We start from the raw sequence: 17,496 nt of genomic DNA on the forward strand, positions 1-17,496 counted from the left end.
CGGCTCCCCCGAATCTCCAGCAGCCCTGCGCCAGCATCGACATCGCGCGCTACAGTCGGTCCATGCGCAACCAGCCCCGGTCGCCGATCCAGGCCTTTGCCAAAGCCTTGTTGGCCGCTGCGGCCTCCAGCCGGTGCCCTTGGGCGGCCTCGCTGCGGCCAAGGCCATAGAGGGCCCAGCCATTGTTGGGCGTTTGCGCCAGCGCGGACCGAAACGCCTCGCTGGCGTCGGCGTAGCGTCCCGCCTTGTACAGCGCGGCGCCCAGCGATTGCTGCACCGGATAATACCAATAGGGCGGCTCCTGATAGGGAATGCCCGCCTCCATCTCTATGGCCTTTCGGTAAAAGCCGATGGCCTCGTCAATGCGCCCCTCCGCGCTGGCGAACCGGCCGCGCGCGACATGTTCAGCCAGCGACACCAGATCGGGCGCCGGAACGCCCTGTTCGACCATCGCCTGCATCGCCTCCGAAGTCCGTATCCGGTCCATGGCGCCGAGTTCGCGTTCGAACCCCCTGCGATCGCGCAGTTCGACATAGGCGATGCTCCGCGCAAAATGCCGCATGGCCGCCGGGTAGGCGAGCCGCGCATCCGGCGGTGCCATCGCCAATATCGCCCTCGGCTCCGCAAACTGCGCCATCGCGAAATAGGGCGCGGCGTCGATCGACTGAATCCAGGCGATCTGCGCCGACGTTTCCGGGTTGAGGACGCCTCTCAGCCGCCGGGCTTCGCGGATCGCGGTTTTCATGTCGCCCGCCATCTGCGCCGAGGTGACGATGAAATGAATATTGTGCGGGTAATAGCCGTAACGCACCAGTCCGCTGTCGCCGGCGGAACGGAAAAACGCCTCATCCGCGCGCGCCGCCGCGATATTCACGCGGATGGAATCAGCGTGGCGCCCGCGCAGTTGGTAAATATGCCCCGGCATATGCACCAGATGCGCGGCGCTGGGGGCCGAAGGCGCCCCCAGTCGATCGGCGGCCGCCTCCGCCCGCTGAGGATCGCTGGCCTCCATCAGGTGGATATAAAGATGGTTCGCCTGGACATGACCGGGATTGCGCCTGAGCACCGCCTCGACCAGCCGGATCGCTTCGCCGCTGCGACCGACAGAGGTTTTCTTGTCCGTTTCCCAATAGTTCCAGGGGCTGGTGTCCATGGCCGCTTCGGCTGCGAGTACAGCCACATCATCGTCACCCGGAAAACGGCGCGCGACGTCGAGCATGGAATCGGCATAGGCGATGTCGAGCGCGGCACGGTCGCTTTGCGGATCGCGCGAATATCGGCGTGCCACGGCGTCTATCAGCGCGCGTTCCAGTGGGGTCGCGGTGTCGCGCAACGCAACGGCGCGGTCCATCGCGCCCAGGGCCGCGCCGCGATCGCGGTCGTCCATCGGCGCATTGATATTCGGCCCCAGGGCAACGGCCTCTCCCCACCAGCACATGGCACAGCCCGGATCGAGCCGCTGCGCTTCGCGAAACGAACGCACCGCCCCCGCGTGGTTGAAGCCATAGGTGAGCAGCAACCCCTGGCTGAAATAGCGCCGGGCGCCATCGTCCGCCGACGAAATCGGAAAAGGCGATGTCGTCAGGTCGAGGAACAATGGTATCCGGCCACCGGCACTCGCCGGCGCCGCATGGGCGGCCGCGATAAGCAGATTATGGGCCAATGACGATCCCGCCTTTTTGCCGCCGCACAGAAGAGGCGCAAGCCGACTGGGATTCAACGCTTCAAGCGCCGCCTCCGAAAAACTCGGCCACGGGGTGGAACTGGTCAACGACAGGCCGAGACCGGCCAACATCACCATTTTGACTGGATGGTGCATTACAATCCCCCTTTCCCCAAAGGTGATCGAAAAAGCCCCGCATAAATACCACAAAGCGGGCCGGGCGCCAAACGCCGCGACACGGCGAAACACCGCAGCGCCAGCCGATGGACGAGAGGCTGCGACCGTCCCGCCTGCATCAGAGGACGCGCAAGAAGTGCCGACGGCACGCGGCTCATTTCATGTTGTTGGACATGGGCTTGGCCCGGCCGTCGGCCCATATGTGAGCATAGCCGTCCCACGCAGCCTCGGTCGACGCCGCACGTCCTGCCGGACGCTGGGCATTTCTTTGGAGGACAGTACCCCCCGCGAGGTGTCTGTTGCTGCGCACCGCAGCCAGCTAAGTCGAGCTTTCCATTTCCGCCGAGTCGCGCTGACTTTTTGAAGGCCCGCAGGTCCATGAACCGGACCCGGTGCCATATGGGCGGGCCATCGATGCCCAAATTATCCCGATGTCCAACGACAGAAAGCCGGACGCCCCGCAGGCTCGTGAGGCTTTCTGTAACGGCCTGGCAGGGGCAGCAGGATTCGAACCCGCGACCCTCGGTTTTGGAGACCGATGCTCTACCAGCTGAGCTATACCCCTAGGCCGGAAGGGGCCCCTAGCCCGATTGACGCCGGGGAGCAAGAGGGATGACGGGTTGCTTGATGCAATGGGCCTGATATGCGCCTTGCGACATGCCATCCGCCTTCACCCCCGCCGCCCCGCAAAATTATCTGGCGGGCGTCGCGCTGCGCCTGATTGCGATGATCGCGCTGGCGATGATGTTCGTGCTGGTCAAATTCATCGCGGCCGCCGACATCCATATTCTGGAGAGCCTGTTCTGGCGCCAGGCCTTTGTCCTGCCGTTCATCGTGGGCTGGGCGCTGTTATCGGCCGGCGGCCTGGCATCGCTGCGTACCCGGCGGATCGGCGCGCACGCGCGGCGCGCCGCCATGGGGCTGTTCGGCATGGCCTGCAATTTCGGCGGGATGATTTTTCTGCCGATGGCCGAAGCGACGACCATCAGCCTGTCGGTGCCGATCTTTGCCGTGATCTTTGCCGCTCTGTTGCTGGGCGAACCGACTGGATGGCAAAGATGGGGTGCCGTCATCGTCGGGTTTGCCGGGGTATTGGTCGTCCTCAACCCCGGTGCCGGATTCGCGGGCGGCTTTTCGGGCGACCATGGGCTGGGGTTGGCGATCGCGCTGGCCGGAGCGCTAATGACTGCGCTTATCACCATCGCGATTCGCGACCTCGGCCGCACCGAAAGCTCTGCGACGATCGTGTTCTGGTTCAGCCTGCTGTCGATGGTGCCGCTGGGGATTGCCCTGCCCTTCGTCTTTCGGCCCTATGACCTCTACGAATGGATGCTGCTGTTCGGCCTGGGCCTGTCGGGTGCGATTGCGCAGATGGCGTTGACCGCCGCGCTGCGCCTGGCCCCGGTCGCGGTCGTGATCCCGATGGACTATTCGGCGTTGCTCTGGTCCATTGCGGCGGGTTGGTGGTTCTTTGGAACCTTTCCCGCCGAGACCACCTGGATCGGTGCGCCACTGATTGTTGCGAGCGGATTGTTCATCGCCTGGCGCGAACATCGCCGCGCCATCGAACGCGCCAAGGAGATTGCCGCATGACGCCGCCGGTCCTGTATCATTGCCCCGATTCCCGGTCGCTGCGCTGTTTGTGGGCCGCCGAGGAAACGGGAATGGCGATCGACCTGCGGACCCTGCCCTTTCCACCCCGCGCCTTCGCGCCGGAATATCGCGCGGTCAACCCGCTGATGACCGTGCCCGGCTGGGTCGAGGACGGACGTTTGATGACCGAATCGGCGGCGATCTGCGAACGCATCGCCGTCGGCACTTCGCTTGAACTGACCCGTGACGAGGCAGATTATTGGCAATGGCGCAACTGGCTGCACCGCAGCGACGCCACCCTGACCTTTCCGCTCGCCGTCATGATCCGCTATAACCGCGTCGAGCCCGAAGAACGGCGACTGGCGCAGGCGGTCGAGGATTACAGGGCCTTTTTCGGCGGACGAGCCAAGAGCATCGAGGCCGCTCTGTCCGACGGGCGCGAATGGCTGGTCGCGGGACGCTTTACCATCGCCGATATCGTCATTGCCTATGCCGCCTTTCTGGCAACGACGCTGGGCGCCGACGATGTGCTGGGTGATGCGACCCGTGCATGGCTGGCGCGCTGCACCGCCCGCGACGCCTTTCGACGCGCCCGTGAAAGGCAAAAGGCCGGATAGCGCGGACCATGCCGAAAGGCTGAGCGCGCGGTCAGGGCCGTCACAGGCCAAGCATCAACTTGGCCATGATATTGCGCTGTATTTCGTTCGACCCACCGTAGATGGAAGCGGCGCGGCCATTGAAATAGCGGGCCGAGGCGGTGAGGTCGTCTTCGAGCCCCACCGGGTCGATGTTGCTGCCGGTTACGCGCGCCGCGGGCTGATGGACGGCGGCATAGGGACCGGCGATTTCGAGCGCCAGCTCCTGGATATGCTGCTGCGTTTCAGTGCCCTGCACTTTCAGCATCGAAGAGGCAGGGCCCGGACTGCGCCCCTTCGCGATCGTCGCCATCATCCGCTGTTCGGCCGCGTGGATCGCCTGAACGTCGGTGTAGAGGCGGGCGAAGCGCGCCCGGATCGCGCGGTCGTCAAGCAACCCGCCGCCCTGGCCGCCCTCGCGCGCGGCGGCGCTGACAAGCAACCGGTCCAGACTTGCCGCAAGCCCCGCCGCATAGGCGGCCGTACGTTCGAACTCGAGGAGGTATTTGGCAACGCCCCACCCCTGGTCTTCCTCCCCCAAAAGATTCGTGCGCGGCACCCGGACGTCGTCGAAGAACACCTCGTTAAAGTCATGATCGTCCGACAAGGACAGGATCGGGCGCACCTCGATCCCCGGCGAGGCCATATCGAGAAGGAGGAAACTGATCCCCTGTTGCGGCCGTCCGTCACGATTGGTGCGCACGAGACAAAACATGCGGTTCGCATAATGGGCATGGGTGGTCCACATCTTGGACCCGTTCAGGACATAGTCGTCGCCATCGACGTCGGCGCGCATCGACAGGCTGGCAAGGTCAGACCCCGATTGCGGTTCCGAATAGCCCTGGCACCAATAATCCTCCCCCGACAGGAGGCGGGGCAGATAATGCGCCTTCTGCTCCGGCGTTCCGAACCGCATGATGCAGGGCGCAACCATGCGCAATCCCATCGGCGACAGGCTGGGTGCCCCCGCCGCAGCGCATTCGGACGCAAAAATATGGCGCTGTTCCTCGTCCCAGCCCGTGCCGCCATATTCGCGGGGCCAGTGCGGCGCGACCCATCCCTTGCGGTTCAGTATCGCCTGCCACGCCAGAACGTGAGGCCGATCGACGAACACGCTGGTCGCACGCGCCGCTGCCTCGCGCAGTTCGTCGGTCAAGTTGGCGGCAAGCCAATCGCGCACCTCTGCGCGAAAGGCGTCCAATTCCCCCCTGTGCATCGGATCGGTCCTTTAGTTCACCATGCGCTCATAGCCCTGCCAATAGGGCGCCCGCAGATCCTTGCGCAGAATCTTGCCGCTGGCATTGCGCGGCAGCGCCGCAATCACGTCAACGCTGCGCGGGCATTTGAAAGGAGCAATCCGATCCCGCGCCCAGGCGATGACATCGGCTTCGTCGATCGTCGCACCGGGTTTGGGAACGCACACGGCCTTTACCGTTTCGCCCCACTTCGCGTCGGGTATGCCGATTACCGCCACCTCCTGCACCGCCGGGTGGCCGAAGATCGCGCTTTCGACCTCCGCCGGATAGACATTTTCGCCGCCGGAGATGATCATGTCCTTCACCCGATCGTGAATGAAGAGATAGCCGTCCTCGTCCATATATCCCGCGTCACCAGTACGGATCCAGCCATCACCGGACATGGTGTTCGCGGTGGCATCGGGCAGGTTCCAGTAACCAAGCATATTGTTCGATGATCGGGTCACGACTTCGCCCACCTCGCCGACAGGAAGCTCCGCCCCGTCGGCCCCGACGATCTGGATCTCGACCCCCGGCAGCGGCTTGCCCGCCGAACGCATCCGCTTGTTGCCCGCCGGGTCATGATCCTCCGGCGGCAGCATCGAAATGGTGCCGGTGGTCTCGGTCATGCCATAAGCTTGGATAAACTGCGCCCCGAACATCTGAATGCACTGGCGCAGCAGCTCCAGCGGGATCGGCGCCGCGCCATAGAGGATATATTTCAACCGACCGTAATCGACGCTGGCGCAGCGCGGGTGCATCAGCAACATCTGCAAGGCTGCGGGCACCATGAAGAAACGCGTGACCCCATGCTGCTCGACCGCGTCGAAAACACCGTCGGGGTTGAATTCGGCAAGCACAATACCCGGCAAACCCGCCGCGAGTGCCATGATACCAAGACCGGTGCCGCCGATATGCGCGCACGGCATCGCCACCAACACCGCCTCGTCCTCTTCCCATTTCGTATAGGGCAGGTCGAGGTCGTTCGAATGTTTGCGCAGCGCAAACAAATTGCGGTTCGATAGCACCGCCCCCTTGGGGTTTCCGGTCGTTCCGGACGTATAGAGCTGGAGCACCGCATCATCGGGACCGGCCGGATCGAAAGCCGTCCGTTCCGCACCGGCGATCATCGCGCGCGCCGCATCGGCGGTTACGATTTCGGGCGCGTGATCCAGCTTGTCCGCCAGTTGGCCTGCCAATTCATCGAACCCCGGCCCGGCAAAAACCATCTTGGCGCGGGTGTCGTTGACGATGAAGGCCCATTCGGCCGGTGCAAGCCGCCAGCCGATGGGCGCCATCACGATGCCCGCCCGCGCGGCGCCGTAAAAGAGAATGAAATAAAGGTCGCTATTCTTGCCGATCCACGCGATACGATCGCCCTTGACGAGGCCTCTTGCGAGCAGCGCCGATGCAACCCGTGCCGTCAGATTATCGAGATCCTCATAGCTATAGACATGCCCGTCCTCGCGCAGGGCTGTCCGCTCCGGTCGATCCGCCGCCCAGTGAATCAGAAACTCGTCGAAAGTCACCAGATCGGAAACATCGCGCGCCATCATCGCTCTCCTCGAATCGCGTCTTTTCGCGCGATTGAGGGGGCAGGCTAACGAATGCGTCGGCGACGTAAAGTCGCCATCGCCCTACCCTGCCACTTGTGCCAGCCCCGCCAGCCAAGCCTCTCGCAGGCCTGTTTCACAGCCAAGCCGCGTCAGTCGCGGCGGAAAAGCAGCATCAGATTATTGGCGGGCATCACCCGGCGTTCGCAAAAGCGCAGGGCGGATGCCGCCGCCGCCTGCTTCACCTCGCCGAGGTCGCGAAGCCCCCATTCGGGATTGCGCTCCCGCAGATTGGCATCGAAACTCAGATTGCTCTCCGCGGTTGGCACGGCGGCATCGAAATAGGCGCCATAGAGGATCAACGGCGCGCCAGACGAAAGCAGCCGCGCAGCGCCGGAGAACAACCCTAATGTCGCCGCCCATGGGCTGATATGCACCATGTTGATGCACAGCAGCGCATCGGCCCGCGTAACCGGCCATTCGGACGCCGAGGCATCGAGCGCGAGCGGCGACAGAAGATTGGCACGACAGCCCCCTTCGAAGCTCTCGTCTGCATTCCCTTCTGCGCTCCACGCCGCGATCGAGGTCAGCGCATCACGATCGGGGTCGCTTGGCTGCCAGTTGAGGTCGGGAAATATCGATGCGAAATGGACGATATGCTCGCCCGACCCGCTCGCCACCTCCAGCACCATTCCCGTTTCGGGCAGCCATTCGGCGAGCACCGCGGCAATGGCGTCACGATTGCGCAGCGTTGCCGGCGCGTGTCGTTTGGCCGCCGCGCCGCCATCAGCCGGCATCCAGGGCTGTGGCGTCACGCCGCCTTCGCCTGCGCTTTTGTCTGGGCTCGCGCGCGGCGATCGCGCACCACGAGCCAGCCGAGCAGGCCGATCGGGCCGAACATCAGCGTCAGGAACAGGAAGGGGAATTGCGCCACGCGGCTGAAGCCCTTTTGATCGGCATCGCGGGCGATCCACATGCCAACGAACAGGTCGAACGCCAGGTAATGCGTCCAACCGATCACCGCTCCGCCCTTTGTGTCAAAGAGCGCCATGACGCCGGACAATGTCGTAAAGTCAGTGGCGGCGCGCGGCCCCTGGGGGTCCATCCCGCCCGACATGACGCCGATCAGCGCCGTCATATAGGTAAGGCACAACAAGGCGACGCCCAGATAGAGGATCAGGGCCAACGTCTTTGGTCCGCGCGGCAGGAAGGCGAGCGCCGCCCAAGCCGCGAGCGCCCAGCCGTTGGTCAGGGTGAACAGCGTGTCCCAGTTCATCCAATCGCCTTCCTTTCCGCTTTCCCGCCTATTCGCCGTCGCTCCATGCCAGCACTGGCTTGCGCGCCGCCGCTGTTTCGTCGAGCCGCGCGCGCGGTGCAAAATGCGGCGCCGATTTGAGTGCGGGGTCGCCGTTCTTGGCCCGCAGCGCGATGCTGCGCAAGGCGCCGATGAACTGGTCGAGAACCGCCTTCGATTCGGTCTCGGTGGGTTCGATCAGCATCGCACCATGGACGACGAGCGGGAAATAGACCGTCATCGGGTGATAACCCTCGTCGATCAGCCCCTTGGCGATGTCGAGCGTTGAGAAACCCTCTGCAAGGCCGCGATCGCTGAACAGCGCCTCGTGCATGCACGGGCCCGACGTCGCGAAAGGCGCGTCGAGCACGTCTTCGAGGCTGCGCAGCACATAGTTCGCGTTCAGCACGGCATCTTCGGCGACCTGCTTCAGCCCGTCAGCACCGTGGCTGAGGATATAGGTCAGCGCGCGTGTAAACATACCCATCTGGCCGTGGAAGGCGGTCATACGGCCAAAAGTATCGGGATGTTCGTCGCCCGCGCTTTCCTCTTCGACCAGTTTGAATGACCCGTCGGCATAGCGCGCCGAATAGGGAATGGGGCCATAGGGTGCTAGCGCTTCCGACAGGACGACCGGCCCCGAACCCGGACCGCCGCCGCCATGCGGGGTCGAGAAGGTCTTGTGGAGATTGATGTGCATCGCATCGATGCCGAGGTCGCCAGGGCGCACGCGGCCGACGATCGCGTTGAAATTGGCGCCGTCGCAATAGACATAGCCGCCCGCCGCATGGACCGCGTCCGAAATCGCCTTCATGTCCCGTTCGAACAGGCCGCAGGTGTTGGGATTGGTGATCATCACCCCTGCAACATCGGGGCCGAGCCGAGCCTTCAGCGCCGCCAGATCGACGCGCCCTTCCTTGGTCGCCGGAATATCCTCTACCGTAAAGCCCGCGAACGCCGCAGTCGCCGGATTGGTGCCATGGGCGCTTTCGGGCACCAGCAGCACGCGCCGATCCTCTCCGCGCGCTTCGAGCGCCGCCTTGATGCAGAGGATGCCGCACAGTTCGCCATGCGCCCCTGCCTTGGGCGACATCGCGACACCGTACATGCCGGTGAGTTCGATGAGCCACACTGCAAGTTCGTTGATGACGGCGAGCGCGCCTTGCACCGTTTCCTGCGGCTGCAAGGGGTGGACGTCGGCAAAGCCCTGCATCCGTGCGACCTTTTCGTTGAGACGGGGATTGTGCTTCATCGTGCAACTTCCCAGCGGGAAGAGGCCGAGATCGATCGCATAATTCTGACGCGACAGGCGGGTGTAATGGCGCACCGTTTCGGACTCGCTGAGCCCGGGCAGGCCAATGGGGTCGCTGCGCATCAGCGAACCAAGATCGGCGGTCGGCACCGTCTCGTCGAAATCGACGCCGGTGGTCGCCGTCGATCCGATTTCGAAGATCAACGGTTCTTCGAGCATCAGCGCGCGATTGCCGGTGAAGGTCACATTGTCGTCGGCACCACCCGCGACATTCATTTCAGGACGCCAGCCGGCGGGGTTGAGCGCGGTCATGCCAGCACCTCCTTCAGCGCCGCGGCAAAGGCGGCGATATCATCTTCGGTCACGGTTTCGGTTACGGCAACGACCAGCCCGTTCGCCAGCCCGGCGTTGTCGGGATAGAGGCGACCGAGCGATACGCCGCCGAGCACGCCCTTTTCGGCGAGCGCGTGGACCACGGGGCGCGCCGCGGTGGGAAGCCGCAGCGTGAATTCGTTAAAAAAGCCGTCGTTCATCAACGACACACCCGGAACTTTCGCCAGTTCGCCGGCTGCAACCTTTGCACGGCCATGGTTGATTGCGGCGAGTTGGCGCAGGCCAGCTTCGCCGAGCAAGGTCATGTGAATGCTGAAGGCCAGCGCACAAAGCCCTGCATTGGTGCAGATATTGCTGGTCGCCTTTTCCCGGCGAATATGCTGTTCGCGCGTCGACAGGGTCAGCACGAAACCGCGCTTGCCCTTGGCATCAACCGTTTCGCCGCACAGGCGACCCGGCATCTGGCGGACATATTTGGACTTGCAGGCGAACAAGCCGACATAAGGTCCCCCGAATTGCAGCCCGACGCCAATCGCCTGCCCTTCGCCCACGACAATATCGGCGCCCATTTCGCCCGGCGCCTTGATCAGCCCCAGAGCAACAGGTTCGGTCACGACCGCAATCAGCAGAGCGCCATGCGACTGACAGGCCGCAGCCAGCGCCGTCATATCATCGATCCGCCCCAATATGTCGGGATATTGCACGACGACGCAACTCGTTTCCTTGTCCACTGCCCCCGCGAGTGCGGCCCAGTCGGTGGCGGCATCCAGTGTCGGATCGCTATCAACAAGCTGGTCCCCGGTATATTTCGCCATCGTGCGCGCGACACTGCGATAATGGGGATGCAGGCCGTTCGACAGGAGCGCCTTGCTGCGCTTCGTGATGCGGCGCGCCATGACGATCGCTTCCCAGCAAGCAGTCGAGCCGTCGTACATCGACGCATTGGCGACATCGGTTCCGAACAACCGCGCGACCTGCGACTGGAACTCGAACAACATCTGCAGCGTGCCCTGCGCGATTTCCGGCTGATAGGGCGTATAGGCGGTCAGAAATTCGCCGCGCTGGATCAGATGGTCGACGCTGGCCGGAACATGATGGCGATAGGCCCCGGCCCCAAGGAAGAAGGGCCCATCGCCCGCCGCGCGATTCTGCCGCGACAGCGCCGCCATATGGCGTTCGACGGCGAGCTCGCTCGCGTGCATCGGCAGGCCTTCGATCGGCCCGGAAAGCCGCGCTTCCGCCGGAACGTCGGCGAACAGATCATCGATGGTCGATGCGCCGACGGCGGCGAGCATCGCCGCGCGGTCATCGGCAGTCAGGGGAAGATAACGCATGAACTACTCCGCTGAAGAAGCTGAATTTGCAGCCTGAAGCTGCGCAAGATCGGGAAGCGAACCCCGGAAGATCATCGGCCCGCTGTGGGTGGTACGCACCCACGGGGCGAGCCAGATACGAAAGCCGGCGGCGCGGGCGCGTCGGCAGAAGGCATAGTCTTCGGACAGCAGGGCCCTGCTGTCCGGATCAATCGTCGGCTGAAAGAAGGCATGGGCTTCTTCGCCCGCCCCGTGCGCCTGGCGTTCGGCGGGGTCGGGACGAAAGGCCAGATCCTTGCCCGCCGCGCGCAGATTTTCGAGCACGTCACGGCGGATCAACATCAGTCCGGTCCCGAGCCGCGTCAGTTCCACCAGATCGGTCAGCGAGAAATGCAGTTCGGGATCGAGAAAGTGCAAGGCGAACTCGCCGCCGAAACGCGCAAGATCGGCGGGATTATGTGCCGCTACCCCGGTCTCGACAGCCCGCGCGACATGGCCCCAGTGAATCATCCGCCGCGGGCAGGCAGCGCCCAGCACCGCGCAATCTTCCCGCTCGGCCATCGCGCGCAGCATCGCGAAAATATCCTCGGCCGCAAAATCGATATCGGCATCGACGAACAGCAAATGGGTGCAGTCGCTGGCGAGAAACATCGCGCTCAGCATGTTGCGGGCGCGCGATACATCGGGCTGATAGAGAATGAATTCAAAGCGCACGGCGACCCCCTCCGCCTGCGCCTTGAGCGCGAGGTCGAGGGCCGCCCGGACATAGCTGCCCTGCGCGCCGTCATAGATCGGCGTCGCGACCATCAGGCGGCACGCGCCCCGCACGGAATCCGCCGCGCTCATCGCGCTGCGCATTCCGTCTGGCGGGCCATCATGCTGGCAAAGGACAGCGATGTCATCATCCCACTCCCCCTTCCTTCAAGCAGGAAGTGACTATCGATCACAGATCGGCGATGAATTCCTTGTACGCCTGGGCGTTCATCAGACCATCGAGCTGGCTCTTGTCGCCAAGCGTCATGCGAAAGAACCAGCCTTCACCCTCGGGATCGCTGTTCACCAGCGCGGGATCTTCTTCCAACTGGCCATTGCCTTCGGTCACGACGCCATCGACGGGCGCATAGACGTCACTCGCCGCCTTCACCGATTCAACCACGGCAGCGTCGCCGCCCGCGGTCAGTTCGGCGCCGGCATCGGGAACTTCGACGAACACGATGTCGCCAAGCTGGCTCTGCGCGAAATCGGTAATGCCGACGGTCGCGACGTCGCCATCGACATCGACCCATTCATGCTCTTCAGTATAGTAACGCGGCATCGCTCAAGCTCCTGTTTTACGGACATAATTATGAGGGACGAACGGCATGGCCGCGACCGTGACGGCCACGGGCTTGCCACGAACCTCGGCCGCCAGCGCGGTGCCGGGTTCGGAAAGGCCGGTGGGGACATAGCCCATCGCAATCGGCGCACCGACGCTCGGCGCGAAACCGCCGGAGGTAACGACGCCGACTTCGCTGTCCCCGTCGAACAGCTTGGCGCCCTCGCGCACCGGCATCTTGCCATCGACCAGCAATCCCACGCGCTTGCGCGCACTGCCGTCAGCAAGGTGCCCAAGAATACGCGCGGCGCCCGGAAAGCCGCCTTCTTCGCGGCGGCGCTTCGAAATGGCGAAACCCAGATCGCCCTCGACCGGATCGATCGCGGGATCGAGATCATGGCCGTAGAGCGGCAAGCCTGCCTCGAGCCGCAGGCTATCGCGCGCGCCAAGTCCGATCGGCTTCACCTCTTCCATCGCGCACAGTGCATCGGCAAAGGCCGTCAATGCCTCAAACGGCAGCGAGATTTCGAACCCATCCTCGCCGGTATAGCCCGAACGGCTGAGCGCGATGGCATGCCCCTGCCAGTTGGCACGGCAATGCTGCATGAAGACCAGACCAGCCGCTTCGGGGACGAGCCGCGAAAGCGCCGCAACCGCCTTCGGCCCCTGAAGCGCGAGCAGGCCATACTCGTCATGGTGATTGAGCGTGATCGCATCGGGCAGATGTTCGCGCAGATGGGCAATATCATCCCATTTCACGGCGCCATTGACGACGATGCCAAGCTGGTCGCCCTCGTTGGTGATCATCAGATCATCGAGAATGCCGCCGTCCTCGGCAAGCAGCAGCGAATAGCGCATTCGCCCCGGCTTCAGCGCCGAAATATCGCCGGGAACCAGCGTTTCAAGCGCGTCGGCAACGCCTTCGCCGCTCAGCGCCAGCTGCCCCATGTGGCTGACGTCGAAAAGGCCCGCATTCTCGCGGGTCCACAGATGCTCGGCCATGATGCCTTCATATTGGATGGGCATCCAGTAGCCCGCGAACTCGACCATTCGCGCGCCCTTTGCGCGGTGCCAGGCGTCGAGCGGCAGCACCGCCGTCTCCAGCGCGCCTTCGCCGTCCATCTGCTGCGTATCCGTCATGTCAGTCTCCCGCGGTTGACATGGCAAGGCACGGCCCTGTGCCGTCCTGCTGCCATGCCCCCTCTGTCACGGGAACCTGAGAGTTTTCCCCCATCCGCCCGCGGGGTGGGACGGCGGCGGGGTTACCCCTTCGGTGGCTCCGCCCCTCCCGCATCGGCGGGCGACGGAACGCTTTCCAGAGTGCCCGTTCCAGCCAGCGCGGTCCTTTTGACCTGAGAGTTTCCGGGGCGGTTGCTCCTTCGGTGGCGAGTCGCCCTTGCGGACACCCGCGCTCTCCCGCGCCGCCGGTCGAATCTCTTGCGAGGCTCGACGGACGTTCGTGCCTTGGCGCTGCCCCTTTGCGGAGTCAATCGGCCAGCGCGCGAATATCGTCGTTTTCGTGGATATACACGCCCGGTCCCCGCTCCGACGACAGGGCGACAATCGCGGCCGCGACCGTCTGTGCCGGTATCGACCGGTATCGGCGCAGCCCGCCATGCAGGGCTGCATCGGTGAAGGGCGCAGCGATCGCCGCGAGTCGCTCTCCGATTCGCAGCGGGCCCTGGCGGTCGCCGGTCAGTAGGCCGGGACGCAGCAGGTCGAGACAGTCGAAATCGAGCGCCCTCAGCGCGTCCTCCACCTCCCCCTTTGTCCGAAGGTAGAAATTGCGACTGGCCGATGAGGCTCCGACCGAACTGACGGCGATCATCCGCCGCGCGCCCGCGCGCCGCGCCGCCCCGGCGACCGCCAGAACAAGATCATGATCGACAGCGCGAAATGCGGCTTGCGATCCCGCAGCACGGATGGTCGTACCAAGGCAGGAAATCAGCACCTGGGGCCGTTCCTGCGCCACAACGGCGCACCATTGGTCGACCGGCGCGACACGCCAACCGGGGCCAGCCACGCCGACCACCGGGCTTCTTCGTGCCAGGATCGCCAACTTTTCGGCCGGATATTGCGCAGCAACCATGCTGCCGACGAGGCCGGTTGCCCCGACAAGTAGCGCGTCAGACATGAGCCAGCGCGGTCGGCACCGCGTCGCGACCGAAAATGTCGGCATAGCGATCAATAGCAAAGCGATCGGTCATCCCTGCGATATAATCGCCGATATGACGAACGGTCGCGGCGTCTTCGTCTGGGAGCCGCGATGACCAGTCTTCGCCCATCAGACGCGGATCGTCCTGATAGGCGGCGAATAACCGCCCGATGACCTGACTAGCCGCTTCTGCGGCCGCAAGCTGCGATGGGTGATGATAGAGGTTGGCGTACATGAAGCGCTTGAGGTCGCGTTCCTTGGCCTCAAGCTCTGCCGAGAATCCACCCAGCGTGCGCCCGGCGGCGCGAACATCCTCCACGCTCTGCGCCCCCGCTTGCTCGACATTGGCGCGGGTCGCGGCAATCACATCATTCACCATCACGCCAATCTGGTCGCGCACCAGTTCGCGCAGCAACCGGTCGTGCGGCGCCCCGCCGAAACGTGCCTCCACCGCACGAAAATTGGCCGCGACGAAAGGCTGTTCCATCAACTGGTCGAGGTCGAGCAGCCCGGCACGCAGGCCATCATCGATATCATGATTGTCATAGGCGATGTCATCGGCAACTGCCGCGATCTGCGCCTCCAGGCTCGCATGACTGCGAAGGTCGAGCGGAAAATCAGCGTCGATATCGGCGAGCGCCCAGCCCGGTCGGCGAACTGGACCATTATGCTTGGCAAGCCCCTCCAGCGTTTCCCAAGTCAGGTTGAGACCGTCGAAACGCGGATAGGGGCATTCGATCCGCGCCAGCGTGCGCAGGGTGTGACCGTTGTGATCGAAACCACCATGTGCCTGCATCGCCGATTTGAGCGCGGCTTCCCCTGCATGGCCGAAGGGCGGGTGGCCGATGTCGTGCGCGAGGCACAGGGCTTCAGTCAAATCCTCGTTGAGGCCCAGTGCCCGCGCAATGCCGCGACCGATCTGGGCCACCTCGATGCTGTGGGTCAGGCGAACCCGATAATGATCGCCGTCGGGAGCGACGAACACCTGCGTCTTGTGGCGCAGACGCCGAAAGGCGATCGAATGGATGATCCGGTCGCGGTCACGCTGGAACACATCACGCGGCCCGCGTACGACGCGCCCCACCTCTTCATACCGCCTTCCCCGCGTCTGGAAGGGATCGCTGGCGCAAGCGGCGATACTCACTTGATCGGCTCGACCACTTCGCCGGGGCCACTGTTGAAGAGGAAACCATCCCCTTCCGCCTTCTTGAAATCGTCGAGCCACGCCTGCGCGGACTTTCGATCCTTGAAAGGACCGACAAGCAGTCGGCGCGTACGCCCCCATTCGGCGGTCGAACCCGACTTGCCCTTGAAGAGAGCGGCATGTTTCTTGGTGAAGCGATTATAGTCGAACGCCAACGCCCGCGGGTTCGATCCGGTGGCAATCTGGACCCATTGGCGGGCGGGATTGGCTTTCTTGCGGTCAGCCTCTTCCTTCGCCTTGGCGTCGGCCTCTGCCTTTGCCTTGGCGGCCGCCGCTTCCTTCTCGCGCTTGGCGGCTTCGGCAGCCTCCGCGCGACGCTTTTCGAGTTGCAAGCGCGCCAGCACGTCCGCGCCCACGGCATTCTCTTGACGCTCCATTTCCTCGGCTGGAATCTCGATCGAGCCGATGATGTCGCCCAGCGAGGCCATCGAAGCCAGCGGTGCCGAAGGTGGAGTTGCGCTCGCTGGCGCTGGTCGGCCCGGCGGCAGAGGCGGAGCCGCGGCAGGCGGATTTTCGTTGATCGAGAAGCCGGGGCCGACCGGCCCGGAGCCGCTATTGATCACCGCGCCGACGGGCGACGTCGGCGCAGACGACGGCCGAGCAGCGGCAGCCGCCGATGTCGATGAAGCAGACGGCAGCGTAGAAACCGACGCCGGCTTCGGCGGCGCAGTCAAGGCAGGTGCCGACCTTATCGGGGCGGGTGTGGACGGGGTGGGCGCCGCCGCCGCAACCGGTGCGGGTGCGGGTGCGGGTTTCGCAGGAACCGGGCGCGGCGCGGGCGTCGCCGCCGCAGTCCGGACAGGCGCGGGCACCACTGCGCCGCTAGGCCGCTTTTCAGCAGCTCCGTCGCGGCGGCGCGGTTTCTGGGCCGGCGCAACAACCGCTGCGGGTGCCGGCGTTGCCGCCGCCATCTGGACAGGCTTTCGCTTGGGCCCGAGCTGCCCCTCAGGAAAGCGTCCGAAATGCGCCGCTGCTGCCTGCTGGGCAGGATTGAGCCGGTCCATCTGGACCAGATATGGCAGGATATTCTTGGCAAGCGGCGCGGGCATCGTCGCGTTGACGATCTCGGTCGCTTCGACCTCGCGTCCGTTCATTGCCAGGACCATCGCGCGGGTGCGCCACGCACCACGATCCTGGGTACGAAGCTGCGGCGTCAACAGCTGGACCGCTCGATCGGGATCGCCACTAATGCCAAGCGAAATCGCATAGCGCCGCGTCACTTCGACACTCGGCGCCGCCGTCAGTGCAAGCTGATAGTCGCGTTGAGCCGCATCCTGCTGGCCCAACAGGTCGCGCGCCAAACCGCGATCAGCAAGCAGCAACCGTTCCGGCGCGCCAAGCAGCTGCGCCTCGCCAAAATAATCGAGCGCCCGGGTCGGATTTTCCATATGGACCATCGCCGAACCCAGCGCGGCCTTTACCGCGGCATCGCGCGGGGCGATCTGTTCGGCACGCAGCAGAAAGCTGAGCGCCGCCCGATGGTCGTCGAGGTCGATCGAAGCACGCCCCGCATCGAGCAGCGCCGAGGCATCATTGCTGTTCGCAGCGATCCGCGCGAGCGCCGACGACAACAAGGTCCGCGCCGCCGCGCGCTTGTCCATCGCCGCCTTCGTCGCGGCGTCGGGACCGCCCGCTGCCTGCATCGCCTGCACCGGCGTCAGGGCCGCAGTTGAAAGGAACAGCGCACCGAGGGCGGCGACATGGTGTCGCACGCCTCCCGGCCTGGCCGTCAGTCTGAATAGCCGCATGGGCACAATCATCCCGTTTCCGGTCC

15 protein-coding genes, 1 tRNA gene and 2 riboswitches are annotated in these 17,496 nt (G+C 64.4%); of the genes, 2 read left to right on the forward strand and 14 right to left on the reverse strand.

All coding sequences use genetic code 11. The features are described from left to right. Positions 1–49: 49 nt before the first annotated feature. Together U0S50_RS12515 and U0S50_RS12520 are read right to left on the reverse strand one after the other, a co-directional pair. The gene (locus U0S50_RS12515; RefSeq protein WP_322309097.1) at positions 50–1,819 is read right to left on the reverse strand and encodes a tetratricopeptide repeat protein; all 1,770 of its coding nucleotides are present in this window, start codon (positions 1,817–1,819) and stop codon (positions 50–52) included. Between the two features lie 510 nt (positions 1,820–2,329). After that, positions 2,330–2,405: transfer RNA gene (locus U0S50_RS12520), tRNA-Trp, on the reverse strand. A 92-nt stretch (positions 2,406–2,497) separates the two neighbouring features. On the opposite strand from U0S50_RS12520, the gene U0S50_RS12525 reads away from it, so the two are divergent. Together U0S50_RS12525 and U0S50_RS12530 are read left to right on the forward strand one after the other, a co-directional pair. After that, positions 2,498–3,433, forward strand: a complete 936-nt coding sequence (locus U0S50_RS12525) for a DMT family transporter (protein WP_322309098.1) — start codon at positions 2,498–2,500, stop codon at positions 3,431–3,433. Further along, positions 3,430–4,050, forward strand: a complete 621-nt coding sequence (locus tag U0S50_RS12530; protein ID WP_322309099.1) for a glutathione S-transferase family protein — start codon at positions 3,430–3,432, stop codon at positions 4,048–4,050. The genes U0S50_RS12525 and U0S50_RS12530 overlap by 4 nt, the downstream gene beginning before the upstream one ends. A gap of 40 nt (positions 4,051–4,090) precedes the next feature. On the opposite strand, the gene U0S50_RS12535 is transcribed toward U0S50_RS12530, so the two are convergent. From U0S50_RS12535 to U0S50_RS12590, 12 genes are all read right to left on the reverse strand, one after another. Continuing rightward, entirely contained in the window at positions 4,091–5,284 is a 1,194-nt protein-coding gene (locus U0S50_RS12535; RefSeq protein ID WP_322309100.1) for an acyl-CoA dehydrogenase family protein, read from the reverse strand. 12 nt (positions 5,285–5,296) lie between these two features. Further along, positions 5,297–6,856, reverse strand: a complete 1,560-nt coding sequence (locus U0S50_RS12540; protein ID WP_322309257.1) for a fatty acid--CoA ligase — start codon at positions 6,854–6,856, stop codon at positions 5,297–5,299. A gap of 152 nt (positions 6,857–7,008) precedes the next feature. Continuing rightward, a complete protein-coding gene (locus tag U0S50_RS12545; protein WP_416194994.1) occupies positions 7,009–7,653 on the reverse strand; it encodes a DUF938 domain-containing protein in 645 nt (214 codons plus the stop codon). Between the two features lie 14 nt (positions 7,654–7,667). Next, entirely contained in the window at positions 7,668–8,132 is a 465-nt protein-coding gene (locus U0S50_RS12550) for an ABA4-like family protein (RefSeq protein WP_322309102.1), read from the reverse strand. Between the two features lie 28 nt (positions 8,133–8,160). Further along, positions 8,161–9,714: an aminomethyl-transferring glycine dehydrogenase subunit GcvPB gene (gene gcvPB / locus U0S50_RS12555; RefSeq protein ID WP_322309103.1), complete on the reverse strand. Its 1,554-nt coding sequence runs from the start codon at positions 9,712–9,714 to the stop codon at positions 8,161–8,163. Continuing rightward, complete coding sequence (gene gcvPA / locus U0S50_RS12560; protein WP_322309104.1) at positions 9,711–11,069, reverse strand: aminomethyl-transferring glycine dehydrogenase subunit GcvPA; 1,359 nt, start codon at positions 11,067–11,069, stop codon at positions 9,711–9,713. Before gcvPA ends, gcvPB begins: the two co-directional genes overlap by 4 nt. A 3-nt stretch (positions 11,070–11,072) precedes the next feature. Next, on the reverse strand, positions 11,073–11,894 hold the full coding sequence (locus U0S50_RS12565) for a glycosyltransferase family 2 protein (RefSeq protein ID WP_322309105.1): 822 nt from the start codon (positions 11,892–11,894) through the stop codon (positions 11,073–11,075). A 97-nt stretch (positions 11,895–11,991) separates the two neighbouring features. Further along, a complete protein-coding gene (gcvH, locus tag U0S50_RS12570; protein ID WP_322309106.1) occupies positions 11,992–12,363 on the reverse strand; it encodes a glycine cleavage system protein GcvH in 372 nt (123 codons plus the stop codon). Positions 12,364–12,366: 3 nt separating this feature from the next. After that, a complete protein-coding gene (gene gcvT, locus U0S50_RS12575; RefSeq protein ID WP_322309107.1) occupies positions 12,367–13,503 on the reverse strand; it encodes a glycine cleavage system aminomethyltransferase GcvT in 1,137 nt (378 codons plus the stop codon). 53 nt (positions 13,504–13,556) lie between these two features. Beyond that, positions 13,557–13,692, reverse strand: a riboswitch (glycine riboswitch). Continuing rightward, positions 13,693–13,792: riboswitch (glycine riboswitch) on the reverse strand. It abuts the riboswitch before it with no gap. 57 nt (positions 13,793–13,849) lie between these two features. Beyond that, positions 13,850–14,497, reverse strand: a complete 648-nt coding sequence (locus U0S50_RS12580) for an NAD(P)H-binding protein (RefSeq protein WP_322309108.1) — start codon at positions 14,495–14,497, stop codon at positions 13,850–13,852. Next, positions 14,490–15,662, reverse strand: a complete 1,173-nt coding sequence (locus tag U0S50_RS12585) for a deoxyguanosinetriphosphate triphosphohydrolase (protein ID WP_322309109.1) — start codon at positions 15,660–15,662, stop codon at positions 14,490–14,492. The genes U0S50_RS12580 and U0S50_RS12585 overlap by 8 nt, the downstream gene beginning before the upstream one ends. Then, a complete protein-coding gene (locus U0S50_RS12590) occupies positions 15,659–17,470 on the reverse strand; it encodes an SPOR domain-containing protein (protein WP_322309110.1) in 1,812 nt (603 codons plus the stop codon). The genes U0S50_RS12585 and U0S50_RS12590 overlap by 4 nt, the downstream gene beginning before the upstream one ends. Positions 17,471–17,496: the final 26 nt, after the last annotated feature.

Source organism: Sphingopyxis sp. (genome assembly GCF_034380315.1).
Taxonomy (GTDB): domain Bacteria; phylum Pseudomonadota; class Alphaproteobacteria; order Sphingomonadales; family Sphingomonadaceae; genus Sphingopyxis.

Bases quoted from the DNA above. Each gene is read 5' to 3' on its own strand.
- U0S50_RS12515 (WP_322309097.1), bottom strand. From the start codon at position 1,819: ATGCACCATCCAGTCAAAATGGTGATGTTGGCCGGTCTCGGCCTGTCG.
- U0S50_RS12525 (WP_322309098.1), top strand. From the start codon at position 2,498: ATGCCATCCGCCTTCACCCCCGCCGCCCCGCAAAATTATCTGGCGGGC.
- U0S50_RS12530 (WP_322309099.1), top strand. From the start codon at position 3,430: ATGACGCCGCCGGTCCTGTATCATTGCCCCGATTCCCGGTCGCTGCGC.
- U0S50_RS12535 (WP_322309100.1), bottom strand. From the start codon at position 5,284: ATGCACAGGGGGGAATTGGACGCCTTTCGCGCAGAGGTGCGCGATTGG.
- U0S50_RS12540 (WP_322309257.1), bottom strand. From the start codon at position 6,856: ATGGCGCGCGATGTTTCCGATCTGGTGACTTTCGACGAGTTTCTGATT.
- U0S50_RS12545 (WP_416194994.1), bottom strand. From the start codon at position 7,653: ATGCCGGCTGATGGCGGCGCGGCGGCCAAACGACACGCGCCGGCAACG.
- U0S50_RS12550 (WP_322309102.1), bottom strand. From the start codon at position 8,132: ATGAACTGGGACACGCTGTTCACCCTGACCAACGGCTGGGCGCTCGCG.
- gcvPB (WP_322309103.1), bottom strand. From the start codon at position 9,714: ATGACCGCGCTCAACCCCGCCGGCTGGCGTCCTGAAATGAATGTCGCG.
- gcvPA (WP_322309104.1), bottom strand. From the start codon at position 11,069: ATGCGTTATCTTCCCCTGACTGCCGATGACCGCGCGGCGATGCTCGCC.
- U0S50_RS12565 (WP_322309105.1), bottom strand. From the start codon at position 11,894: ATGAGCGCGGCGGATTCCGTGCGGGGCGCGTGCCGCCTGATGGTCGCG.
- gcvH (WP_322309106.1), bottom strand. From the start codon at position 12,363: ATGCCGCGTTACTATACTGAAGAGCATGAATGGGTCGATGTCGATGGC.
- gcvT (WP_322309107.1), bottom strand. From the start codon at position 13,503: ATGACGGATACGCAGCAGATGGACGGCGAAGGCGCGCTGGAGACGGCG.
- U0S50_RS12580 (WP_322309108.1), bottom strand. From the start codon at position 14,497: ATGTCTGACGCGCTACTTGTCGGGGCAACCGGCCTCGTCGGCAGCATG.
- U0S50_RS12590 (WP_322309110.1), bottom strand. From the start codon at position 17,470: ATGCGGCTATTCAGACTGACGGCCAGGCCGGGAGGCGTGCGACACCAT.